This is a genomic window from Pseudomonas costantinii (genome assembly GCF_001870435.1).
GTDB classification, from domain to species: Bacteria; Pseudomonadota; Gammaproteobacteria; order Pseudomonadales; family Pseudomonadaceae; genus Aquipseudomonas; species Aquipseudomonas costantinii.
Genome location: NZ_MDDR01000034.1, coordinates 320,895 through 343,027 on the forward strand (window position 1 = coordinate 320,895; position 22,133 = coordinate 343,027).

The 22,133-nt window shown below is 59.4% G+C and carries 21 protein-coding genes; 8 read left to right on the forward strand and 13 right to left on the reverse strand.

What is annotated here, in order from left to right; all coding sequences use genetic code 11:
* Positions 1 to 12: 12 nt before the first annotated feature.
* Entirely contained in the window at positions 13 to 954 is a 942-nt protein-coding gene (gene bipL, locus BFL40_RS16925) for a phospholipase BipL (RefSeq protein ID WP_071485067.1), read from the reverse strand.
* Between the two features lie 111 nt (positions 955 to 1,065).
* On the opposite strand from bipL, the gene BFL40_RS16930 reads away from it, so the two are divergent.
* The 4 genes from BFL40_RS16930 to BFL40_RS16945 all read left to right on the forward strand — a co-directional run bounded on the left by BFL40_RS16930 (position 1,066) and on the right by BFL40_RS16945 (position 3,743).
* Positions 1,066 to 1,644: a DUF6436 domain-containing protein gene (locus BFL40_RS16930; RefSeq protein WP_071485068.1), complete on the forward strand. Its 579-nt coding sequence runs from the start codon at positions 1,066 to 1,068 to the stop codon at positions 1,642 to 1,644.
* Between the two features lie 97 nt (positions 1,645 to 1,741).
* A complete protein-coding gene (locus tag BFL40_RS16935) occupies positions 1,742 to 2,098 on the forward strand; it encodes an EamA family transporter (RefSeq protein ID WP_071485069.1) in 357 nt (118 codons plus the stop codon).
* Complete coding sequence (locus BFL40_RS16940; protein ID WP_071485070.1) at positions 2,098 to 2,508, forward strand: DMT family transporter; 411 nt, start codon at positions 2,098 to 2,100, stop codon at positions 2,506 to 2,508. Before BFL40_RS16935 ends, BFL40_RS16940 begins: the two co-directional genes overlap by 1 nt.
* Positions 2,508 to 3,743, forward strand: a complete 1,236-nt coding sequence (locus tag BFL40_RS16945; protein WP_071485071.1) for a DegT/DnrJ/EryC1/StrS family aminotransferase — start codon at positions 2,508 to 2,510, stop codon at positions 3,741 to 3,743. The genes BFL40_RS16940 and BFL40_RS16945 overlap by 1 nt, the downstream gene beginning before the upstream one ends.
* On the opposite strand, the gene BFL40_RS16950 is transcribed toward BFL40_RS16945, so the two are convergent.
* Positions 3,740 to 4,624 (reverse strand): hypothetical protein, encoded by an 885-nt coding sequence (locus BFL40_RS16950; protein WP_071485072.1) that lies wholly within the window; start codon positions 4,622 to 4,624, stop codon positions 3,740 to 3,742. The two genes, BFL40_RS16945 and BFL40_RS16950, sit on opposite strands and share 4 nt — an antisense overlap.
* Positions 4,621 to 5,706 (reverse strand): GNAT family N-acetyltransferase, encoded by a 1,086-nt coding sequence (locus BFL40_RS16955; RefSeq protein WP_071485073.1) that lies wholly within the window; start codon positions 5,704 to 5,706, stop codon positions 4,621 to 4,623. The genes BFL40_RS16950 and BFL40_RS16955 overlap by 4 nt, the downstream gene beginning before the upstream one ends.
* A 220-nt stretch (positions 5,707 to 5,926) precedes the next feature.
* On the opposite strand from BFL40_RS16955, the gene BFL40_RS16960 reads away from it, so the two are divergent.
* On the forward strand, positions 5,927 to 8,290 hold the full coding sequence (locus tag BFL40_RS16960) for a penicillin acylase family protein (protein WP_071485074.1): 2,364 nt from the start codon (positions 5,927 to 5,929) through the stop codon (positions 8,288 to 8,290).
* Positions 8,291 to 8,293: 3 nt separating this feature from the next.
* On the opposite strand, the gene BFL40_RS16965 is transcribed toward BFL40_RS16960, so the two are convergent.
* Positions 8,294 to 9,259 (reverse strand): GlxA family transcriptional regulator, encoded by a 966-nt coding sequence (locus BFL40_RS16965; protein ID WP_071485075.1) that lies wholly within the window; start codon positions 9,257 to 9,259, stop codon positions 8,294 to 8,296.
* Positions 9,260 to 9,522: 263 nt separating this feature from the next.
* On the opposite strand from BFL40_RS16965, the gene BFL40_RS16970 reads away from it, so the two are divergent.
* Positions 9,523 to 10,164, forward strand: a complete 642-nt coding sequence (locus tag BFL40_RS16970) for an HD domain-containing protein (protein WP_071485076.1) — start codon at positions 9,523 to 9,525, stop codon at positions 10,162 to 10,164.
* Between the two features lie 45 nt (positions 10,165 to 10,209).
* Here the strand turns inward: BFL40_RS16970 and BFL40_RS16975 are convergent, their stop codons facing one another.
* From BFL40_RS16975 to BFL40_RS17010, 8 genes are all read right to left on the reverse strand, one after another.
* Positions 10,210 to 11,094 (reverse strand): ABC transporter permease subunit, encoded by an 885-nt coding sequence (locus tag BFL40_RS16975; protein WP_071485077.1) that lies wholly within the window; start codon positions 11,092 to 11,094, stop codon positions 10,210 to 10,212.
* Positions 11,091 to 12,011 carry an ABC transporter permease subunit gene (locus BFL40_RS16980; protein WP_071485078.1) on the reverse strand — a complete coding sequence of 307 codons (921 nt, stop codon included), beginning with the start codon at positions 12,009 to 12,011 and terminating at the stop codon, positions 11,091 to 11,093. Before BFL40_RS16980 ends, BFL40_RS16975 begins: the two co-directional genes overlap by 4 nt.
* A complete protein-coding gene (locus BFL40_RS16985) occupies positions 12,008 to 13,150 on the reverse strand; it encodes an ABC transporter ATP-binding protein (RefSeq protein ID WP_071485079.1) in 1,143 nt (380 codons plus the stop codon). Before BFL40_RS16985 ends, BFL40_RS16980 begins: the two co-directional genes overlap by 4 nt.
* 72 nt (positions 13,151 to 13,222) lie before the next feature.
* A complete protein-coding gene (locus BFL40_RS16990; protein ID WP_071485080.1) occupies positions 13,223 to 14,317 on the reverse strand; it encodes a polyamine ABC transporter substrate-binding protein in 1,095 nt (364 codons plus the stop codon).
* A 152-nt stretch (positions 14,318 to 14,469) separates the two neighbouring features.
* Entirely contained in the window at positions 14,470 to 15,564 is a 1,095-nt protein-coding gene (locus BFL40_RS16995) for a polyamine ABC transporter substrate-binding protein (RefSeq protein ID WP_071485351.1), read from the reverse strand.
* 197 nt (positions 15,565 to 15,761) lie between these two features.
* Positions 15,762 to 17,126 carry an aspartate aminotransferase family protein gene (locus BFL40_RS17000; RefSeq protein ID WP_071485081.1) on the reverse strand — a complete coding sequence of 455 codons (1,365 nt, stop codon included), beginning with the start codon at positions 17,124 to 17,126 and terminating at the stop codon, positions 15,762 to 15,764.
* 58 nt (positions 17,127 to 17,184) lie between these two features.
* On the reverse strand, positions 17,185 to 18,543 hold the full coding sequence (locus tag BFL40_RS17005; RefSeq protein WP_071485082.1) for a glutamine synthetase family protein: 1,359 nt from the start codon (positions 18,541 to 18,543) through the stop codon (positions 17,185 to 17,187).
* A 39-nt stretch (positions 18,544 to 18,582) separates the two neighbouring features.
* A complete protein-coding gene (locus BFL40_RS17010; RefSeq protein ID WP_071485083.1) occupies positions 18,583 to 19,362 on the reverse strand; it encodes a gamma-glutamyl-gamma-aminobutyrate hydrolase family protein in 780 nt (259 codons plus the stop codon).
* A 278-nt stretch (positions 19,363 to 19,640) separates the two neighbouring features.
* Here BFL40_RS17010 and BFL40_RS17015 point away from each other — a divergent pair, with 278 nt between their 5' ends.
* Both BFL40_RS17015 and BFL40_RS17020 read left to right on the forward strand, forming a co-directional pair.
* On the forward strand, positions 19,641 to 21,017 hold the full coding sequence (locus tag BFL40_RS17015; RefSeq protein WP_003213894.1) for a glutamine synthetase family protein: 1,377 nt from the start codon (positions 19,641 to 19,643) through the stop codon (positions 21,015 to 21,017).
* Between the two features lie 209 nt (positions 21,018 to 21,226).
* Positions 21,227 to 21,862: a TetR/AcrR family transcriptional regulator gene (locus BFL40_RS17020; protein ID WP_071485084.1), complete on the forward strand. Its 636-nt coding sequence runs from the start codon at positions 21,227 to 21,229 to the stop codon at positions 21,860 to 21,862.
* A 40-nt stretch (positions 21,863 to 21,902) separates the two neighbouring features.
* On the opposite strand, the gene BFL40_RS17025 is transcribed toward BFL40_RS17020, so the two are convergent.
* Positions 21,903 to 22,118, reverse strand: coding sequence for a TOBE domain-containing protein (locus tag BFL40_RS17025; protein WP_003213899.1), 216 nt, complete (start codon positions 22,116 to 22,118; stop codon positions 21,903 to 21,905).
* Positions 22,119 to 22,133: the final 15 nt, after the last annotated feature.

A 22,133-nucleotide genomic window follows, 5' to 3' on the forward strand; every position in this document is an offset into this window, starting at 1 on the left:
TGTGGGAGCGTGTTACTTCAGGTGGTCGGTCAGGAACTTGAAGTATTCCTGGCGAATCTCGGGAATTTCATTCGCCAAATGGTGCCTGCCACGCGCCAGCATCAACACCTCAGGCTGGTCGAACTTGCCCCGCAGCACCTGCAAGTTGTGCTGCCAGTCTACCGTCATGTCCTCCTCACCCTGCACGATCAGCGGCCGCCGTGGGCTGCGCGGTGCGGCTTCGATACGTTTGATCCAACGTGCCAGGGCGCCCACCCAGGCGGTCGGCAACTGGCGTGGCTGTAACGGGTCGGCTTCCAGAAAAGGCTTGAACGTGGGGTCGTTGGTGTTTTCGCTGAAACGCCGGGCGATGCCTTTCACGAAAGGCCGCAACAGGTAATAGCTGAGCTGCGACCACCCCCACGCACGCGGCCGCACCAAGGGTGACAACAGGAAGGTTTTGCCCTGGGCCGGGCTGTCGGCACCGTGGTTGAGCAAATGGTCCACCACCACTGCGCCGCCGGTACTTTGCCCGAACAGGTGCCAGGGTTGCGGCAGTTGCAACGCCAGGGCCTGGGCGAACAGCGCCTGCACCACGTGCTGGTACACCGCAAAGTCATCGATGCTGGCGCGCGCGCCGCTGGACAGGCCATGGCCCGGCAGGTCGCAGGCAATCACCACGAAACCCTGGTCCAGCGCCCAGTCGACCACATTGCGGTACAACCCCATATGGTCGTAGAACCCGTGAAACATAAACATCGTCGCCACAGGCACCGGCGGCCACCACACCTGCGCCACCACCTGGAACCCATCCACCTCGAAACGCCCCAGGCGGCTCGCCGCCGGTACTTTGCGCGCGGCCAGGTCCAGCCCATAGAAGCGCTGGTAGACCCGCGCCTCCGCAGAAAGCGGCTGAGCATCAACTAAGAGCCGCAAGCTTTCGCGCAGATGATCAGGGTCAAAGGTGACAGGCATAAAAGGTTCCAGACTTGAGCCGCAGCGCACGGTGAAGATGAATATCGAGCTGCGATATTCATCTGTCAGGGCAAGCATGGCAAGCTACGCGACCTTCGAGGATTGATCTGAATGCGACAGCCCTACCGCACCGCCTTGTTTGCCGGCCTGATCCTGGTCATCTGCACCGGCGTGCTGTGGGCGGCGTATGACTGGTTCCAGGGCCGCTACCTGCGCACATTCAGCGAACACACGGCGGTGTTCTCCGGCGATGCCTTGCGCCTGCCCGACGAACTTGCCGGCCCTGGCCCGATCCGCCTGGTGCACTTCTGGGACCCGGCGTGCCCGTGCAATGTCGGCAACCAACAACACCTGGGTGAGTTGGTCGAGCAGTACGCGCCCAAAGGCGTCGAGTTCTATGCCCTGCAAAAAGCCGGCAGCCACGGCCAGTTGCCCGACAACCTGCGCAACATGAAAACCCTCAGCGCCCTACCAGGTGCCGACCGGCTGCCGGCCACCCCGGCCGTGGGTATTTGGGATCGCACGGGGAAACTCGCGTATTTCGGCCCATACAGCGAAGGGCTAACGTGTAATTCCAGTAACAGCTTTATCGAGCCGATCCTGAAAGCCCTGGAGGCCGGGCGCGAAGTCGATGCCACCCATACCTTGGCGGTGGGCTGCTATTGCCAGTGGAGCAAGGCGTCAAACTGAACACAGGCTGTTCGATGGGTAAACTTCAATCACCCGATCGACAGGCTGCTGTATCGTACGCAGCCAGTGGAATTGCAAGCAGACAAAATAGGGACACATGAGCCAGTTAACTATCATCCTCTGGATACTGAACGTTATCGTCGATACGGCAGGCCAGTTGGCGTTTAAAGCGGCCGCCTCGTCCAGCGCGGAACATTCCGGGCTGGCCCACTGGAAGCACATGCTCAAGCGCCCGTGGATCTGGATTGGCATCATCTGCTACGTCTTCGAATTCGTACTGTGGCTAGCTTTCCTGACGCTGGTACCGTTGTCGGTCGGCGTGATGCTGGGCTCCATCAATATTGTCGTGATCATGATTGCCGGCCGTTTCCTGTTCAAGGAAACCCTGAGCAAATGGCGTTTAATCGGCATCATGCTGATCGCTTGTGGCGTGACCGTCGTAGGGTTTGAATAATGAAACGTTTCTATATCCTGGGTTTTCTGGCGCTGATCATTTTCGACACATTGGCGCAGGTCAGCTTCAAGTTCGCCTCGGTCCATGCCGAACCCCTGACCATGGACGCTGCCTGGCTGGTACGCGTGTTTGGCGCACCGTGGATCTACGGCGCTTTCGTGGGCTACATCGGCGCGTTCTTCACCTGGATGACTTTGCTTAAGTACGCCCCGGTGGGTCCTGCGTTTGCGGCGTCCCACCTGGAGCTGATCAGTGTGACGCTGATCTCTATCTGGCTGTTCGATGACACCTTGACCCTGCCAAAAGTCATCGGGGGCGCGCTGATTATTGCGGGCATTCTCTGCCTGGCGCGCAGTGAAGACGAAGAAGGTAAAGTCGTCGGCGCCGGCCGCTCGGAGACACTCGCGTAATGATCCGCCTTGTCGGCCCACGGGAGATTCCGCCCACCGCGGGGCTACCCCTGCGCTGGCGGGACTTGCTCGGCCTCTCGGGCGACCTGGCCCCCTCGCTGGCTCGCCAACTCTCTATCCCGTTACCTGCATTGCCCTGCTCCGGCACCGCCGCGTTGATCATCGCGCTGCGGGTCTTGCAGCAGCGCATGCCGGGCCGCACCCGGCTGATCGTGCCGGCCTACACCTGCCCGCTGGTGGCATTGGCCGTCCATTACTGCCCGCCGTTGCAGGTCGTACCCTGTGACTTGCAACCCAACAGCATTGATCTGGACGAGCAGCAACTGGCGCAGTTGTGCGACGAAAGCACGCTGGCGGTGGTGGTCACCCATCTGGCCGGGCGCGTGGCCGATGTCGATACGGCCAAGCGCATTGCCAACTCAGTCGGCGCAGCAATCATCGAAGACGCCGCGCAAGCCATGGGCGCGCTCGACGATGGCAACAGCGTCGGGCTGAAAGGCGACGTGGGCTTTTTCAGCATGGCGCTGGGCAAAGGCCTGACGACGGCGGAAGGCGGTGTGTTGTTCAGCCGCGACCCGGTGTTGCATCAGGCACTGCACCGCCAGTGCCAAAAGGACCTGCCCTTCAGCCTGCGCTGGGAGCTGCAACGTAGCGCCGAACTGTGGGGTTACGCCCTGGCTTATCAACCGCGCGGCTTGTATTACGTGTATGGCAAAGCACTGCGCGCGGCATTGGCACAGGGCGATGAAGTGGCCGCCGTAGGCGACGATTTTTCGGTCAACGACATCCCGCTGCACCACTTGGGTGGCTATCGCCAGAAGGTCGGCGCCGCCGCGCTGGCTCGTTTGCCCGATCATTTGCAGCAAGGCCGCGCCCGGGCGTTACGCCGTGCGGCACGCTTGAACGCCTTGCCCGGCGTCTCGGTCTTGATGGACCGGCCAGGGCAGCAAGGCACCTGGCCCTTCCTGATGGTGATGATGCCCTCTGCGCACGCGCGTGATGCGGCAATGGCGCAGCTGTGGACGTCCGGGCTCGGGGTGACGCGCCTGTTTATCCACGCATTGCCGGACTACCCCGACGTGGCCCCGCTGTTACAGCCTGGCGGCGATATCACCCAAGCCCAGGCATTCGCCACCCGCACCCTGTCGATCAGTAACAGCCATTGGCTGACGGACGAACACTTCGAACAAGTACTGGCTCAGCTAAAGATTATCGTCACCCGGCAAAGCGACTAACCACCCGCCACCCAGCCCTGATTGATCAGCGCCACCAAACGCGCGTTCAGCTCGTTCTGCTGCTGTTGCCAGATCTGCACTTGCGCCTCAGGCAACTCCTCTTGGCCATCGGACGCACTCAACCAACGCTTGAACTTGCTTTCGTAGTGGTAAGCCGACACATCACCGGTGATGTCCGCGCCAATGATTTTGCCCTGGCAGGCGCTGATCAGGTCATTCAAATGCTGCTCGAGGAATTCACCCTGGTCCCAGTTGGTGTTCACGACCTCCGGGCTCAGCACGTCTTTATCGATGGACAGGTAAACCGGCAGTGAACGATCGAACTGCGCGAGGAACGCACGCATCAGATCATCCGCATTGCTGAAGGCGCGATTGCTGCGACCGGCGCCGATCCAATTCATCCAGCGCGTATCGACGTTGACGTTCCAGTAGGTCAGCTTGCGCTTGACCAGCGGCGACCAGTGATTCTCCCACGCATGGCCCAGGCCAATATCCTGTGAACCAATGCCCAGCACATGCACGTGCTCAACCTGCGGCAAACGGCTGGCCCAGTAGACCCACGAACCACAATGGATGCCGAACGGGTAGCGCATGTTGTCGGGGTGGTTGTCGCAAATGATCAGTTGGAACTTCTGCTGCGTGGGCAGACGGTTCAACAACAGCTGGCTGAGGTGGTGATAGTCGCCGCTGCCGGTGAACACACACCCATAGTCGCTGGGCATCTGTGCATGCAGGGCGTTCTCCAGCTCCTTGAACTGCGCCCAGCGGCAGCCGAAGCGGATTTTTTCCTGCCACGCCTGCAACGGCAGGGTAATCGCGCCGGGGATGTCACTGACGGCGCCATCGAAATCGAGAATCAGCGGCGGTCGGGCCTGGCTCATGACGTTTTCTCCTGGTGCCACTGCGTGTCGCTTTCAAAGTGGTGACGGAAATGATTGAGCACCCGACGCAACAAGGGGTTGCGCACCGCGACCAGATGCCGCGTAAAGGTGAACTGGGCGCCGAGGCCCGCCTTGACCTGCGGATCGGTCCAGCCTGCGACGTAAAACTGCAGGCCCTTTTCCAACGCGTACTCCAGGTTCACAAACCAACTGACGAAGTACAGGTTGTGCTTGAGTGCCAAGTCGTAGTTCAAGCCGATGTATTTATCGAGCAACTTGCCGTTTTGCTCGTAGCACAGGTTGTAGCCCACCAACTCATCTTCGTGCCAATAGAAGAACACGTGCCCGCCACTGCCGGCATCGGTCAGCAATTGGGTAAAGAACTCAGGGGTGAGCAGGTCAAAGTGGATTTCACTCTGGTCGTACACCGCTTTGTACAGACGGTATAAATCCTGCTGCCATTGCTGATCGTTGAAACGCGCATCGCCCGTGTTGAGCGTTTCGATGCGCAACTGCTCGCGGCTGCGCAGCTTGCGCCGGATGTTGCGGCGGCGGCTGTGGGACAAGCGCGACAGGTACTCATCAATGTTCTGGAAGTCGATGGGCACGTAGGCCAGCGCCTGACCCTCCACATTGATGAAGCCGCGCTGGGTGCAGGCCTCGATCAGCGCCTGTGCATACAGGTTGTCCTCAGCACTCAGCAACGGAGAGTTGACCGGCAGGTCTTTGAGAATGGTGAGCTTTCTGTGCGGCACACATTCGGTTTGCAGCCATTGCGCCAGGTCTTGCGGCTCGACGCCACGCGGAAACACCGAATATTCAGTGACCGTGGTGCCAATAAAGCACGTGTCGATATGCAGCCACGCACTCCACACACCGTACCCCGGCCAGCCACGCAGGCGCGCACGGAACGCATCATCTGCCGTAGTCAGCAAGTCGAACCGGGTGAAGAAGTAAGGCAGCCCCTGTTTCGATAGCTGCGCATCAAAGCCAGCGGGCGGATGTTGCACAAAGCTGTCGACCAGCGATTGCGCTTCCATGCAGCAGGCATAAGTCACCTTGGCCTGGCTGGGGTCTGTCATAAACTGGATTCCGAAATTAAGAGCAAAGACACACCAAACGGGGCCTGGCCAATCTGGGTAACGCGGGTTTTCAGTGCCGATGGGGTGATCATAACGGTTTTGGTACCCGCACCGACAATTCAACGCCCACACAAGGCTGAGCATTTTGTCGCTCACCACCGGCCAAACCCACTAGACTGCGCTGATCTTCAAGGTGACTGCCCCCTCTAAAGGACCACCCATGAAACGCATCCTGACCGTGCTCGCTATCCTGCTCGCCGCCCTGTTGGCGGGTGCCGGCTGGTATGTCTACAGCAAGCAACCCACCCGCCAGGGCGTCGAAACACTGGCCAACCTGCAAAGCTCGGTCACGGTGCGCTACGACGACCGTGGTGTACCGCATATCCGCGCCGAGAACGAGACCGACCTGTATCGCGCCCTCGGCTATGTGCATGCCCAGGATCGTTTGTTCCAGATGGAAATCATGCGACGCCTGGCCCGGGGCGAACTGGCCGAGGTGTTGGGGCCAAAGCTGCTGGAAACCGACAAGCTGTTTCGCAGCCTGCGCATTCGCGAGCGAGCCTTGAGTTACGTGGAACACATGGACCACGGGTCTGCCGCGTGGAACGCCCTGCAAGCCTATCTGGACGGGATCAACCAGTATCAGGACAGCCACGCCAGCCCGATGGAATTCGACATTCTGGGCATCCCCAAGCGCCGGTTCACCGCCGAAGACACCATCAGCGTCGCCGGTTACCTGGCCTACAGCTTTGCCGCCGCGTTTCGTACAGAACCGGTTCTGACCTACGTGCGCGACAACCTGGGCAGCGACTACCTGAAAGTCTTCGACCTGGACTGGCAACCCAAAGGCGCGCTCAACCTGGCCGCCAGTGATTGGCAGACCCTCGGTGCCCTCGCCTCCCTGAGCGATCAGGCCTTGGCCGAAAACGGCTTGCCACAGTTCGAAGGCAGCAACGCCTGGGCTATCAGTGGCAGTCGCACCAAGAGTGGTAAGCCGCTGCTGGCGGGCGACCCGCATATTCGTTTCTCGGTGCCATCAGTCTGGTACGAAGCGCAGCTGTCGGCGCCGGGTTTTGAGCTGTATGGCTATCACAACGCGCTGGTGCCGGTGGCGTTCCTGGGGCACAACCTGGATTTCGGTTGGAGCCTGACCATGTTCCAGAACGATGACCTCGACCTGATTGCCGAAAAGGTCAACCCGGAGAATGCCAACCAGGTCTGGTACCACGGCCAATGGGTCGATATGAGCAGCAGCGAGCAGCAGATTGCGGTCAAGGGCCAGGCGCCGGTCACGCTGACCCTGCGCCAATCCCCCCACGGCCCGATCATCAATGACGTGCTCGGCGAGAATGCCGGCAAGACGCCGATTGCCATGTGGTGGGCGTTCCTCGACACCGAAAACCCGATCCTTGAAGGCTTCTACCAGCTCAACCGCGCCGACACGTTGGCCAAGGCACGCGCTGCGGCCGCCAAGGTGTCAGCACCGGGCCTGAATATTGTGTGGGCGAATGCCAAGGGCGATATCGGCTGGTGGGCCGCCGCGCAATTGCCGATCCGCCCAGCCGGGGTCAACCCTGCGTTTATCCTCGACGGCAGCACCGCCCAGGCCGACAAACTGGGCTTCTACCCCTTCAGCGCCAACCCTCAGGAAGAGAACCCGGCGCGTGGCTACGTGGTATCCGCCAACGCACAGCCCGCTTCGCCCACCGGCATGGAGATCCCTGGCTATTACAACCTGGCTGACCGCGGCCAGCAGTTGAACACACAGTTGAGCGACAAGAGCGTGAAGTGGGACGTGAACAACAGCCAAGCCTTGCAGTTGGGCACCACCACCGCCTACGGCCCCCGCCTGCTGGCGCCGTTGTTGCCGGTATTGCGTGAGGTGGTCAAGGACCCTGCGCAGTTGAAGCTGGTAGAACAATTGGCGACCTGGAAAGGCGACTACCCGCTGGACTCCACCAGCGCCACGCTGTTCAACCAGTTCCTGTTCAACCTCACCGACGCCGCCTTCCATTCGAAGCTGGGCGACAACCTGTTCAAGACCCTGCTCGGCACCCGTGTGATCGACGCCGCGTTGCCACGCCTAGCCGCCTCACCGGATTCACCGTGGTGGGACGGCAAGCGCGCCAATACCGTCAAGCTCGCCTGGGATAACAGCCTGACGCACCTTAAGGCCACCTTCGGCGATGACCCGAGCCAATGGCAGTGGGGCAAGGCGCACACCCTGACCCACGGCCACCCGCTGGGCATGCAGAAGCCGTTGGACATCGTCTTCAACGTCGGCCCGTTCCCGGCCCCCGGCACCCACGAAGTGCCGAACAACCAATCGGCAGCGATTGGCCCGGCGCCCTGGCCGGTCACCTACGGGCCGTCGACGCGTCGCCTGATCGACTTCGCCGACCCGGCCCACGCGCTGACCATCAACCCGGTGGGTCAAAGCGGCGTGCCGTTTGACCGGCATTATGGCGACCAGGCGCAAACCTACATTGAGGGTGGATACGAGCAGGCGCATTTCAGTGATGAAGAAGTGACGGCGAATACGCGCGGCACCCTCAAGCTATTGCCGGCCAGGTCTGCGCAATAGCGGTTACACCGGCGCCGCAAAGTTGAGCCGGAACTGTTGCGGCGTCACCCCCAGCCGGCGGTTGAACACACTGCGCATGTGCTGGGCGTCGCGAAACCCGCATTGATAGGCCACAGTCTTCAGCGGTGCGTGGCTGCTTTCGAGCATCACCCGCGCCGCATCCACTCGCGCCCGCTCGACAAACTCCGCTGGGGTTATGCGCGCCTCACGGGCAAACACCCGGGAGAAATTGCGCGCGCTCATATTGGCCGCCTTGGCCAGGTCGGCGATGGTCAAATCCCCAGTCAGGTTCGCCAGCACATACAACTGCACCAGCGCCACCGCCGAGGTGGTTTCGGCGTGGGGCGTGAGAAATGGGCTGAACTGCGACTGCCCACCCGAACGCTGGGTGAACACCACCAAACGCTTGGCCACGCTCAACGCCACTTCCGGGCCGTGGTCCTGGGCCAGCAAGTACAGCGACAAATCGATGCCCGCCGTAACCCCGGCCGAGGTGTAGAGGTTGCCGTCCTGCACGTAGAGGCGGTCGGCTTCGACCTGGGCCGAGGGGCACAAACGCGCCAGGCCTGCGGCATCGTTCCAATGGGTAGTCACGGTTTTTCCATCGAGTAATCCGGCGCGCGCCAGCATGAAGGCGCCGTTGCAGATCGAACCGAAGCGCTGCGCACGGGCGGTGGCGCCACGCAACCAATCATCAAACTGGGCACCGAAATCCTCGAAGGGTAAGTGTGGGCCGCCGGCGACCAGCAGCAGGTCGTAGGCTTGCAGGGCGTCGGTGTAATGCCGGTGGGCCTGCAATGACAAGCCGTTGGAGGCCGCCATGCTGCCATGACCGAAGCCAATGACTTCCAGTCTGTAATGGTCTTCAGGTGCCAGGAAACGGTTGGCCTCGCAGAACACATCCATAGGGCCGGTCACGTCCAGCGACTGGACGCCGGGGAAAATCAGGATGGCGACGGTTCTATGCATGGAGAAACCTTTTATATCTGGGCGGATGCAAAACCCTGTGGGGGCCGGGCTTGCCCGCGATGCAGGCGACTCGACCCATCAGGTATACCGAGGTGATGCTATCGCACGCAAGCCAGCGCCCACATTTGACCGTGTATGCCCTTGGCACGAAGTACAACCACATTGGCCGGGATCGCACCCTCGCCGCGATAGCCCCGTCACGGGTGCGCGACCAGACTGGACTCATCGGCGCCACCCCTGGCGCTTTGTTGAGGAGTACGACCATGAGCACCACCATCGCCGGCATCCAGATTCCGGACAGCGCCCTGGCCAAGGCCACCACCGAATACATTCGCGACGTCGAATCCGACCTGCTCTACCACCACTCCCGCCGGGTGTTCCTGTTCGGTGCGTTGAGCGGAGAACGCAAGCAGCTGGCCTACAACCCGGAGCTGCTGTACGTCGGCGCGATGTTCCATGACCTGGGCCTGGTCGAAGGCCATCGCAGTGACGACGAGCGTTTCGAAGTGGACGGTGCCAACGCCGCCGCCGCCTTCCTCAAGCCTTACGGCCTGAGCGATGACGATATCGAACAGGTGTGGTTGTCCATCGCTCTGCACACCACACCGGGCGTGCCGCAGCATCTGCGCCCCACCGTGGCCTTGGTAACGGCTGGTGTTGAGATGGACGTGCTGGGTATGGACTACGCTGCGTTTTCCACCGTGCAGCGCGAAGCCGTGGTGCATGCGCATCCACGCGGTGAGGGGTTCAAGGAGTGCATCATCTGCGCGTTTGCCGACGGCTTGCGCCATCGCCCACAGACCACGTTTGGCAACGTGAAGACCGATGTGCTGGTGGATCAGGAGCCGGGGTTCAAACCGATGAACTTTGTGGAGGTGATTCGCAAGTCGCCGTGGGCTGCCTGACCAGATCGTTCCCACGCTCTGCGTGGGAACGATCATCTGGGTCAGTTAGATCGGTGCTTGTACCCGACGCGCATCCGGCTGTTGCCAGCCATCCGCCGCCGCTTCTTCGATCGCTTGCTGGATAGCTTTCTTGCGCATCTCTTCGGCACGACGGCTGAAGAACCACACCAGGAAGGTCACCAACGACACCGCCAACAGAATCAAGCTGGCCACGGCGTTGATCTCGGGTTTAACCCCAAGGCGCACGGCCGAGAACACTTCCATCGGCAAGGTAGTCGAGCCCGGGCCAGACACGAAGCTCGCCAGTACCAGGTCATCCAGCGACAGCGCGAACGACATCATGCCGCCCGCAGCCAACGATGGCGCGATCATCGGAATGGTGATCAGGAAGAACACCTTCCACGGCCGCGCCCCCAGGTCCATCGCCGCTTCTTCAATCGACAGGTCCAGCTCACGCAAACGCGCCGACACCACCACCGCCACATACGCCGCACAGAACGTGGTGTGGGCAATCCAGATGGTGACGATGCCACGCTCTTGAGGCCAGCCGATCATCTGCGCCATCGCCACAAACAGCAGCAACAGCGACAGACCGGTGATCACTTCCGGCATGACCAACGGCGCCGTCACCAGGCCGCCAAACAGCGTACGGCCCTTGAAGTGGGTGATACGGGTGAGCACGAAAGCTGCCAGCGTACCCAAGGCCACCGCAGCGACCGCCGTGTAGCAGGCGATTTCCAGGGAGCGACCCACCGAGCCCATCAACTGGGTGTTGTCCAACAGGCCAACGTACCACTTGACCGACCAACCGCCCCACACCGTGACCAGTTTGGATTCGTTGAACGAGTAGATCACCAGAATCAGCATCGGCAGGTAGATGAACAACAACCCCGCCACCAGCATGAAGCTTGAGAAACTGACGCGCTTCATATCTTGCCCTCCATCTCTTTGGCTTGGCTGCGGTTGAACAGGATGATCGGCACGATCAGGATCGCCAACATCACCACCGCCAGGGCAGACGCCACCGGCCAGTCACGGTTGTTGAAGAATTCTTGCCACAGCACTTTACCGATCATCAGGGTTTCCGGGCCGCCCAGCAGTTCCGGGATCACGAACTCGCCGACCACCGGAATGAAGACCAGCATGCAGCCGGCGATGATGCCGTTCTTGGACAGCGGCACGGTGATTTTCCAGAAGCTGTTGAAGGTGCTCGAACCCAGGTCCGATGCGGCTTCCAGCAAGCTCTGGTCATGCTTCACCAGGTTGGCGTACAGCGGCAGGATCATGAACGGCAGGTACGAATAGACCACGCCGATATACACCGCAATGTTGGTGTTGAGGATCTGCAGCGGTTCGTTGATCAACCCGATGGACATCAGGAAACCATTGAGCAAACCGTTATTGCTAAGGATGCCCATCCACGCATACACGCGGATCAGGATCGCGGTCCAGGTCGGCATCATGATCAACAGCACGAGGACGGTCTGCATTTCCTTGCGCGCTTTGGAAATGGCGTAGGCCATCGGGTAGCCGATCAGCAGGCATAACAGCGTGCTGAAAAACGCCATCTTCAGCGAGCCCAGGTACGCGGCGATGTACAACTCGTCGTCGCCGAGCATCGCGTAGTTGGCCAGGTTGAGCACCAACTGCAGTTTCTGCTCAACGAAGGTGTAGATCTCGGTGTAAGGCGGGATCGCCACGTCGGCTTCGGCAAAGCTGATCTTCAAGACGATGAAGAACGGCAGCATGAAGAACAGGAACAACCAGAGAAAAGGGATCCCGATGACCGCATGGCGGCCCGAGGGGGTTATTCGTTGCAGCTGGCGCTTGAACTTCTTCATGTTCATGAGCGAAGTACCACGCCGCTGTCGTCTTCCCACCATACGTAAACCTGGTCACCCCAGGTCGGCCGCTGACCACGGCGTTCGGCGTTGGCGACGAAGGACTGCACCAGCTTGCCGCTCGGCAGCTCTACGTAGAACACCGAGTGCCCGCCCAGGTAGGCGATGTCGTGCACTTTGCCGCTGGACCAGTTGTGTTCGCAGGTCGGCATGTCGGCGGTGACCAACAGCTTTTCCGGACGAATCGCGTAAGTCACCGACTTATCCTGCACCGACGTGCTGATGCCGTGGCCCACGTAGATGTTGCGGTCCAAATCTTTGCAGGTGATGGTCGCGTGGCCTTCGGCGTCGTCGATCACTTCACCTTCGAAGATGTTGACGTTGCCAATGAACTCGCACACCAGGCGACTGGTAGGTGTCTCGTAAATATCGATCGGACTGCCGATCTGGGCGATCCAGCCCAGGTGCATGATCGCGATACGCTCGGCCATGGTCATGGCCTCTTCCTGGTCGTGGGTCACCATCACGCAGGTCACACCCACGCGCTCAATGATCTCCACCAGCTCAAGCTGCATCTGCGAACGCAACTTCTTGTCGAGGGCGCCCATCGGCTCATCGAGCAACAGCAGTTTCGGGCGCTTGGCCAGGGAGCGGGCGAGTGCCACACGCTGACGCTGACCACCGGACAACTGGTGCGGCTTGCGCTTGGCGTACTGGCTCATCTGCACCAGCTTGAGCATCTCTGCCACGCGAGCATCGACTTCAGCCTTGGGGATCTTGTCCTGCTGCAGGCCAAACGCGATGTTCTGCGCCACGGTCATGTGCGGGAACAAAGCGTAGGACTGGAACATCATGTTGATCGGCCGCTCATAAGGCGGCATATCGGTGATGTCCTCACCGTCGAGATAGATGCGACCTTCCGTTGGGCGCTCGAAGCCTGCGAGCATGCGCAGCAAGGTGGATTTGCCCGAACCCGAACCGCCGAGCAAGGCGAAAATCTCACCTTTCTTGATTTCCAGGGACACATCGTCCACGGCGATCGTCTCGTCGAATTTCTTCGTGACCCGGTCGATTTTGACCAACACCTTTTTCGGTGTCTGGTCGCCCTCGAGGGCTTTCTTATAGGCGCCGGAGGCAACTGCCATTTACGAAACTCCCAACAAAATTTGCAGTTTGCCCAAAACGGGCAAAACCTTGGATAGTTTGAGCTTTAAGCCTTACTTGCCCGTCTTGACCTTGGTCCAGCTACGGGTCATCAAACGCTGCACTTTCGGGGGTAACTCGAAGTTGACGAACGTACGGTCGAGTACCGCCTGCGGTGGGTAAACCGCTGCGTCGGTGCGTATCGATTGCTCCATCAGTTTGTCCGCCCCTGGGTTAGGGTTGGCATAACCGACGTAATCACTGACCTGAGCGATCACCTCAGGTTGCAGTAAATAGTTGATGTAGGCGTGGGCCTCTTTGACGTTGGTGGCATCCGCCGGGATCGCCAGCACGTCAAACCAGAGGTTGCCGCCTTCTTTCGGAATCGCGTAGGCGATGTTTACGCCTTTGCCTGCCTCTTTCGCACGGGCCTTGGCCTGGAACACATCACCTGAAAAACCGGCCGCCACGCAGATGTTGCCGTTGGCCAGGTCCGAGATGTATTTGGAAGAATGGAAGTAGGTCACATAAGGCCGCACTTTCAGTAGTTTTTCTTCGGCCTTCTTGTAGTCGTCCGGGTTGGTACTGTTGGGATTGAGGCCCATGTAATTGAGCACCGCCGGCAGCATTTCATCCGCCGAGTCCATGAACGAAACGCCGCACGTGGCGAGCTTTTTCATGTTTTCCGGTTCGAACAGCACGGCCCAGGAATCGATATGGTCGATGCCCAGCACGGCTTTGACTTTGTCGACGTTGTAACCAATGCCGTTGGTACCCCACAGGTACGGCACGGCGTATTGATTACCCGGGTCGTTTTTCTCCAGACGCTTGAGCAGCGCCGGGTCGAGATTGGAATAGTTAGTCAGCAATGACTTATCGAGCTTCTGGAACGCCCCGGCCTTGATCTGCTTGCCGAGGAAGTGGTTGGACGGCACGACCACGTCATAACCGGTACGCCCGGCGAGCAACTTGCCTTCCAGGGTTTCGTTGGAGTCAAACACGTCATACACCGGCTTGATGCCCGTAGCCTTTTCGAAGTTGGCCAGGGTGTCGGTGCCGATATAGTCCGACCAGTTATAAATATGCACAGTCGGTGCGGCCTGCACGCTGATAGCCAGCGTGATACCTGCACCCACCAGCATGGCTTGGCGGAAAAAAGAAATTGGCAAGTGGAGGTCCTCTTAAATAGTTGGGCCTTAAAGTTGTTGCCCGGCAACAAAACCGGCGCGCAACTTACCCTCGATAAACCGATCCGGCAAAACTTTCTGTCATTTAATGTGTGGCAGGGGCAGTCAAACTGCCCCCCCACAGGTTTCAGGGCTTATTTACCCGATTTGATTTTGGTCCAGCTGCGTGTCATTTCACGCTGAGTTGCAGCCGGCAAGTCAGCAATGGCATAGAGCTTGGCTTGCACATCCGCTGACGGGTAAATACCCGGGTCGCTGGTGATATCTTTGTCGACCAGTGCGGTGGCTTTCTCGTTACCGTTCGGGAAACGTACGCTGTTGGTAATAGCGGCCATGACTTCCGGCTTGAGCAGGTAGTTCATGAACTTGTAGGCCGCGTCGACGTTTTCGGCATCTTTAGGGATGGCGACCATGTCATAGAAGCTACCAGCGCCTTCTTTCGGAATGTCGTAGGCAACCTTGACTTTGCCACCGGCTTCGGCCGCGCGGGACTTGGCCTGTTGCACGTCACCCGAATAACCCACGGCTACGCAGATGTTGCCGTTGGCCAGGTCGGAGATGTACTTGGACGAGTGGAAGTAGCCGATCGAAGGGCGCAGCTTGAGGAACAGGGCCTCGGCTTGCTTGAGGTCTTCTTTCTTTTGCGTGTCGGTCGGCAGGCCCAGGTAATGCAGCGCTACCGGCAGCATTTCGGTTGGCGAGTCGAGGAAGCTCACACCACAGCTTTTAAGCTTGGCGAGGTTTTCCGGCTTGAGGATGGTGTCCCAGGATTCGATCTTGTCGATACCCAGCGCGGCCTTGACCTTCTCCGGGTTGTAGCCGATGCCGATCGAGCCCCACATGTACGGGAAGGCGTGCTTGTTGTCCGGGTCGCTGACCGACACGGCTTTAAGCAGGGATTTGTTCAGGTTGCCGTAGTTGGCCAGTTTGGACTTGTCCAGCTCCTGGTAGACACCGGCCTTGATCTGCTTGGCGAGGAAGTTGTTCGACGGCACGACGATGTCGTAACCGGACTTGCCTGCCAGCAACTTGGCTTCCAGGGTTTCGTTGCTGTCGAAAACGTCGTACACCACTTTAATGCCCGACTCTTTTTCAAAGTTGGCGATGGTGTCCGGTGCAATGTAGTCGGACCAGTTGTAGACGTGCAGTACTTTATCGTCTGCCTGGGCCGCGCCCGCCATTGCGCCCATCAGGGACAAGGCGAGGAGGGTCTTGCCAGCGTTCTTCAAACCTAATGCCTTCATTTGGTGATGCTCCAATTTTTTCTTTTTTGGGCCACGTTCTTTAGTCGTCTCACGGCCCTTCCAAAGGGCAACAAAACAGGGCGACAGTCTGGCAAGTTCGCAGGCCGGCTTTCAACCAAAGCCTGCATTTATACAACTACCCAGACGCAGCGCCCGAAGCCGCTGCGCACTGAGCCTAGCACTTAGCCCTGCAATGCCGCCAAAGTCAGGTCCAGGCACTGGCGAGCCTTAGTCACCAGCTCGTCGATTTCAGCCTTGCTGATCACCAGTGGCGGCGAAATGATCATGGTGTCGCCCACGGCGCGCATGATCAGGCCATTCTCGAAGCAGAACGTACGGCAGATCATGCCAACGCCACGGCCTTCGTAACGTTTGCGCGTGGCCTTGTCTTTGACCAACTCAATCGCACCGAGCATGCCCACACCGCGAACTTCACCCACCAACGGGTGATCAGCCAGTTCCCTCAAACGCTTCTGCAAATACGGTGCCGTTTCGTCGTGAACACGGTTAACGATCTTTTCATCGCGCATGATGCGGATGTTTTCCAGGGCCACCGCCGCTGCCACCGGGTGGCCCGAGTAGGTGAAGCCGTGGTTGAAATCACCGCCTTCATTCAGCACTTCAACCACTTCGTCGCGAACGATCAGGCCACCCATTGGGATATAACCCGAGGTCAGGCCCTTGGCGATGGTCATCATGTGTGGCTTGAGGTCGTAGAAATCGCTACCGAACCACTCACCGGTTCGGCCAAAGCCGCAGATCACTTCATCGGCGACGAACAGGATGTCGTACTTGGCGAGGATTTCCTTGATGCGCGGCCAGTAGGTCTCTGGCGGCACGATCACGCCACCGGCACCCTGGATCGGCTCGGCAATAAAGGCACCGACGTTGTCCACGCCCAACGCCAGAATCTTCTCTTCCAGCTGGTTGGCAGCCCACACCCCGAACTCTTCAGGGCTCATGTCGCCACCTTCGCCGAACCAGTACGGCTGGGCGATATGGGTGATGCCCGGGATCGGCAAGTCACCCTGTTCATGCATATAGGTCATGCCGCCCAAGCTGGCGCCGGCCACAGTGGAGCCGTGGTAGCCATTCTTGCGGCTGATGATGATTTTCTTGTTCGGCTGGCCCTTGATCGCCCAGTAGTGGCGGACCATGCGCAACATGGTGTCGTTGCCTTCGGAGCCGGAACCCGTAAAGAACACGTGGTTCATGCCGGCAGGCGCGATGTCGGAAATGGCCTTGGCCAGCTCCAGCACCGGCGGGTGAGCCGTCTGGAAGAACAGGTTGTAGTACGGCAGCTCTTTCATTTGCTTGGCGGCGGCGTCAGCCAGTTCATCGCGACCGTAACCGATCGCCACGCACCACAGGCCGGCCATGCCGTCGAGGATCTTGTTGCCTTCGCTGTCCCACAGGTAAACGCCGTGGGCTTTGGTGATGATCCGTGGGCCTTTCTCTTTCAATTGCTTGAAGTCGCTGAACGGCGCCAGGTGATGATCGCTGCTCAAAGCTTGCCATTCACGGGTTTGCGGGTTGTTGCTGGACATACCAATCTCCTAGACATTTCAGGTGAGGGCAGGCCGTTCCCACGGCCCGCCCGGCGCATCAGACGGCGAAGAGCAGGAATTCCCGCTCCCACGAACTGATCACGCGCTTGAAGTTTTCATGCTCGGCCCGCTTGACCGCGACGTAGCCTGTGATGAATTTTTGACCCAGGTATTTCTCGATGGTCTTGCTGTTCTCCATACGTTCCAGGGCGTCTTCGATGGTCAACGGCAGGCGCAGGTTGCGTCGCTCGTAACCACGACCCACCACGGGCGCGCTCGGGTTATGGCCTTCGACCATGCCGATGTAGCCACACAGCAAACTGGCAGCAATCGCCAGGTACGGGTTGGCGTCGGCGCCCGGCAGGCGGTTTTCCACGCGGCGGTTCTGCGGGCCGGCATCCGGTACGCGCAGGCCAACGGTACGGTTTTCTTCGCCCCATTCCACGTTTACCGGCGCCGAGGTGTCCGGCAGGAAGCGGCGGAACGAGTTCACGTTAGGGGCAAACAACGGCAGCAATTCAGGGATGAATTTCTGCAAGCCGCCAATGTGGTTGAGGAACAGCTGGCTCATGGTCCCGTCTTCATTGGAGAAGACGTTCTTGCCAGTAGCGATGTCGATGATGCTCTGGTGCAAGTGCATCGCGCTGCCAGGCTCGCCGGTCATCGGCTTGGCCATGAAGGTGGCGGCCACGTCGTGCTTGAGCGCGGCTTCACGCATGGTGCGCTTGAACACCAGGATCTGGTCGGCCAGGGACAATGCATCGCCGTGACGGAAGTTGATTTCCATCTGCGCCGTGCCGTCCTCGTGGATCAGGGTGTCGAGATCCAGCTCCTGCAGCTCGCACCAGTCGTAGACGTCTTCGAACAACGGGTCGAATTCGTTGGCCGCTTCTATAGAGAAGGACTGACGACCGGTTTCCGGGCGACCGGAACGGCCAATTGGCGGTTGCAGCGGGAAGTCCGGGTCTTCACAGCGTTTGGTCAGGTAGAACTCCATCTCCGGCGCCACGATGGGCTGCCAGCCTTTGTCGGCGTAGAGCTTGAGGACTTTCTTGAGCACGTTGCGCGGCGACAACTCGATCGGGTTGCCTTGCTTGTCGTAGGTATCGTGGATCACCTGAGCGGTGGGCTCGATGGCCCAAGGCACCAGGAATACCGCGTTCTGGTCCGGGCGGCAGATCATGTCGATGTCGGCCGGGTCGAGCAATTCGTAATAGATGTCGTCTTCGACATAGTCGCCGGTCACGGTCTGCAACAGAACGCTCTCGGGCAGGCGCATGCCTTTTTCAGCAATGAACTTGTTGGTCGGCGAAATCTTGCCCCGGGTGATCCCGGTCAAGTCGGCGATCATGCATTCGACTTCTGTGATCTTGTGGTCTTTCAACCAATCGGTGAGCTGGTCGAGGTTGTTACTCATAAATGCCTCTGGGCTGTGTTTCCTGACATCCATTAAAGGTCAGGCGTTGGTTGACGCAGCATCCGCGTCGCGTTGCATCGCCCGCTTTCGACAGGCCATGCCAAATGCCTGAAAGATCGCGAGGTAGTGCGGGTTAGAGCTTACCTGCCATTCGGGGTGCCATTGCACTCCTAAAGCAAAAGCCTTGCCTGCACTGTAAGAAAAAGCTTCGATCAACCCATCGGGCGCGGTCGCTTCGACCTGCAAGCCGGGCGCCAGGCGATCAACGCCCTGGCTGTGAATCGAGTTGACCTGAATCGTCTGCGGCAACCCCAGGCTTGCCAATACCCCATTCGGGGAGATGGTCACGGCGTGCGCCGGGCCGTACTGGATGTCCAGTGGCTGGGTGTCGTCTTCGCGGTGATCCATCATGCCCGGCACTTCGTGAACCTTCTGGTGCAGGCTGCCGCCAAAGGCCACGTTCATTTCCTGGAAGCCACGGCAAATACCCAGCACTGGAACGCCCGCCGCAACCGCGGCGCGCAGCAACGGCAGTGTGGTTTGGTCCCGTGCAGAATCATGAGCAGTCCCAGGCGCGCTGGCCGGACCGTCGTAGTGAAAGGGTTCGATATTGGAGGGAGAGCCGGTAAACAGGATGCCATCCAGGCCGTCAAGAATATTGGCCGGGTCGAGCAAATCCCCCAGGGACGGAATGATCAATGGCAAGCCCTTGGCAGCGACTGCGACTGCGCGGACGTATTTGTCACCACTGATATGATAAGCATGCAGACCGACCTGTTTGGAGCAGGCGGTGACGCCGATTAACGGCAGGCGAGACATGAAGCACCCCGGTATTATTGCTGTTATGGGTTTGAATCGAGCTTAGCCTTGTTCATTTTTTTACACAACACCCCCGTAAAAAATACAACACGGCCCGCTCAAGCCTGCTAGTCCCAAGCCCTTCAAACCCAAAAAATCGCCCCAAAAAGCCTCAAAAAAGGCCTCAAGGCGCTTTTTTAGGGCAAAAAAGGCCTCGCTTGACTTCGGCAAGCCGTTCGGGTTGACTGAAACCAGAAAAGATCAATGATTGATATTTTTAACAACAAAGGTGTTGCATCATGTCGGTACCCCCGCGTGCCGTTCAGCTTAACGAAGCGAACGCGTTCCTTAAGGATCATCCTGAGGTTCTGTACGTAGACCTTCTAATTGCGGATATGAATGGTGTGGTGCGCGGTAAGCGCATCGAACGCACCAGCCTCCACAAGGTTTACGAGAAGGGCATTAACCTGCCTGCCTCTTTATTTGCCCTGGATATCAACGGCTCAACGGTGGAAAGCACCGGCCTGGGTCTGGATATCGGTGATGCTGACCGAATCTGTTATCCGATCCCTGACACCCTGTGTAATGAGCCTTGGCAAAAGCGCCCAACCGCGCAACTGCTGATGACCATGCACGAGCTTGAGGGTGAACCCTTCTTCGCCGATCCTCGCGAAGTCCTACGGCAAGTTGTCAGCAAATTCGACGATCTTGGCCTGACCATCTGCGCTGCCTTCGAGCTTGAGTTCTACCTGATCGACCAGGAGAACGTGAACGGCCGCCCACAACCGCCCCGCTCGCCGATCTCCGGCAAACGCCCGCACTCGACACAGGTCTACCTGATCGACGACCTCGACGAATACGTCGACTGCCTCCAGGACATTCTGGAAGGTGCCAAAGAGCAAGGCATCCCGGCCGACGCCATCGTCAAGGAAAGTGCCCCGGCGCAGTTCGAAGTGAACCTGCACCACGTCGCCGACCCGATCAAGGCGTGCGATTACGCGGTACTGCTCAAGCGTCTGATCAAAAACATCGCCTACGACCATGAGATGGACACCACCTTCATGGCCAAGCCTTACCCAGGCCAGGCAGGCAACGGTTTGCACGTACACATTTCGATCCTGGACAAGGACGGCAAGAACATCTTTGCCAGCGAGGATCCCGAGCAGAACGCCGCATTGCGTCACGCGATCGGCGGTGTGCTGGAGACCCTACCCGCCCAAATGGCGTTCCTGTGCCCTAACGTAAACTCCTACCGTCGTTTCGGCGCACAGTTCTACGTGCCGAACTCGCCGTGCTGGGGCCTGGATAACCGCACCGTGGCGATTCGCGTACCCACTGGCTCCTCGGATGCCGTACGTATCGAACACCGTGTGGCCGGCGCCGACGCCAACCCTTACCTGCTGATGGCTTCGGTCCTGGCAGGCGTGCACCACGGCCTGACCAACAAGATCGAGCCTGGCGCACCGGTGGAAGGCAACAGCTACGAGCAAAACGAGCAGAGCCTGCCGAACAACCTGCGTGATGCCCTGCGTGAGTTGGACGACAGCGAGGTGATGGCCAAGTACATCGATCCTAAATACATCGATATCTTCGTCGCCTGTAAGGAAAGTGAGCTGGAAGAGTTCGAACACTCCATCTCCGACCTTGAGTACAACTGGTATCTGCATACCGTGTAAGCGGTGGCAGCAATAAAAAATGCCGCAGGCTTAGGCCTGCGGCTTTTTTTTGCGCTGCAATCTCGTTCCCACGCTCCGCGTGGGAATGCAGCCAGGGACGCTCTGCGTCCCAAGAGCGGACGCGGAGCGTCCAGTAAGGCGTTCCCACGCAGAGCGTGGGAACGATCATCAGGTCGCGTACAATGCCCGCTGCCTTGTAGGAGACATCCATGACCACCCGCCCCGCCGCCCCTCGCAAACCCCGCGCCCGCAGCCAGGCCCGGATCGACGCGATCCTCGACGCCGCCCGCACCTTGCTGGCGTCCGAAGGCGTGGCGAGCTTGTCGATCTACAGCGTGGCCGAACGCGCGCAGATTCCGCCGTCTTCGGTGTATCACTTTTTCGCCAGTGTGCCGGCGTTATTGGAAGCGTTGACGGCTGATGTGCACGCGGCGTTTCGCGCGGCCATTCAAGCACCTATCGACCATGACTCGCTCAAGCACTGGCGGGATCTGTCCTACGTCGTCGAACATCGGATGCTCACCATCTATAGCAACGATGCCGCCGCACGCCAGTTGATCCTGGCCCAGCATGGGCTTACCGAAGTGACCCAGGCGGATCGTCAGCATGACCTGGAGTTGGGGGATTTGATGCTGGCTGTGTTCAGTCGTCACTTTGAAGTGCCGACCTTGCCCAGCGATGTCGACGTGTTCGCTCTGGCGCTGGAACTCAGTGACCGCGTTTACGCGCGCTCGGTACACCAGCACGGGTTGATCACACCGCGAATGGCCGAGGAAGGCATGCGGGTGTTTGATGCGTATGTGGGGCTTTATTTGCCGGCGTATTTGCCTAAGCGCCCAATATGATCGTTCCCACGCTCCGCGTGGGAACGATCCTGTGAGGCGATCACAACTTGGCGATCGACACCTCGGTAGATTTCACAAAGGCAATCACTTCACTGCCGATCACCAGTTCCAGCTCTTTAACCGAGCGGGTGGTGATCACGGAAGTAACGATGCCGGACGCAGTCTGCACGTCGATTTCCGACAGTACGTCGCCTTCGACGATTTCCTTGATGGTGCCTTTGAACTGGTTACGCACGTTGATGGCTTTAATAGTCATGGGTTCTTCCTTCGT

Excerpts from the sequence above, each read along its gene's own strand:
- bipL (WP_071485067.1), bottom strand. The coding sequence starts at position 954 with ATGCCTGTCACCTTTGACCCTGATCATCTGCGCGAAAGCTTGCGGCTC.
- BFL40_RS16930 (WP_071485068.1), top strand. The coding sequence starts at position 1,066 with ATGCGACAGCCCTACCGCACCGCCTTGTTTGCCGGCCTGATCCTGGTC.
- BFL40_RS16935 (WP_071485069.1), top strand. The coding sequence starts at position 1,742 with ATGAGCCAGTTAACTATCATCCTCTGGATACTGAACGTTATCGTCGAT.
- BFL40_RS16940 (WP_071485070.1), top strand. The coding sequence starts at position 2,098 with ATGAAACGTTTCTATATCCTGGGTTTTCTGGCGCTGATCATTTTCGAC.
- BFL40_RS16945 (WP_071485071.1), top strand. The coding sequence starts at position 2,508 with ATGATCCGCCTTGTCGGCCCACGGGAGATTCCGCCCACCGCGGGGCTA.
- BFL40_RS16950 (WP_071485072.1), bottom strand. The coding sequence starts at position 4,624 with ATGAGCCAGGCCCGACCGCCGCTGATTCTCGATTTCGATGGCGCCGTC.
- BFL40_RS16955 (WP_071485073.1), bottom strand. The coding sequence starts at position 5,706 with ATGACAGACCCCAGCCAGGCCAAGGTGACTTATGCCTGCTGCATGGAA.
- BFL40_RS16960 (WP_071485074.1), top strand. The coding sequence starts at position 5,927 with ATGAAACGCATCCTGACCGTGCTCGCTATCCTGCTCGCCGCCCTGTTG.
- BFL40_RS16965 (WP_071485075.1), bottom strand. The coding sequence starts at position 9,259 with ATGCATAGAACCGTCGCCATCCTGATTTTCCCCGGCGTCCAGTCGCTG.
- BFL40_RS16970 (WP_071485076.1), top strand. The coding sequence starts at position 9,523 with ATGAGCACCACCATCGCCGGCATCCAGATTCCGGACAGCGCCCTGGCC.
- BFL40_RS16975 (WP_071485077.1), bottom strand. The coding sequence starts at position 11,094 with ATGAAGCGCGTCAGTTTCTCAAGCTTCATGCTGGTGGCGGGGTTGTTG.
- BFL40_RS16980 (WP_071485078.1), bottom strand. The coding sequence starts at position 12,011 with ATGAACATGAAGAAGTTCAAGCGCCAGCTGCAACGAATAACCCCCTCG.
- BFL40_RS16985 (WP_071485079.1), bottom strand. The coding sequence starts at position 13,150 with ATGGCAGTTGCCTCCGGCGCCTATAAGAAAGCCCTCGAGGGCGACCAG.
- BFL40_RS17000 (WP_071485081.1), bottom strand. The coding sequence starts at position 17,126 with ATGTCCAGCAACAACCCGCAAACCCGTGAATGGCAAGCTTTGAGCAGC.
- BFL40_RS17005 (WP_071485082.1), bottom strand. The coding sequence starts at position 18,543 with ATGAGTAACAACCTCGACCAGCTCACCGATTGGTTGAAAGACCACAAG.
- BFL40_RS17010 (WP_071485083.1), bottom strand. The coding sequence starts at position 19,362 with ATGTCTCGCCTGCCGTTAATCGGCGTCACCGCCTGCTCCAAACAGGTC.
- BFL40_RS17015 (WP_003213894.1), top strand. The coding sequence starts at position 19,641 with ATGTCGGTACCCCCGCGTGCCGTTCAGCTTAACGAAGCGAACGCGTTC.
- BFL40_RS17020 (WP_071485084.1), top strand. The coding sequence starts at position 21,227 with ATGACCACCCGCCCCGCCGCCCCTCGCAAACCCCGCGCCCGCAGCCAG.
- BFL40_RS17025 (WP_003213899.1), bottom strand. The coding sequence starts at position 22,118 with ATGACTATTAAAGCCATCAACGTGCGTAACCAGTTCAAAGGCACCATC.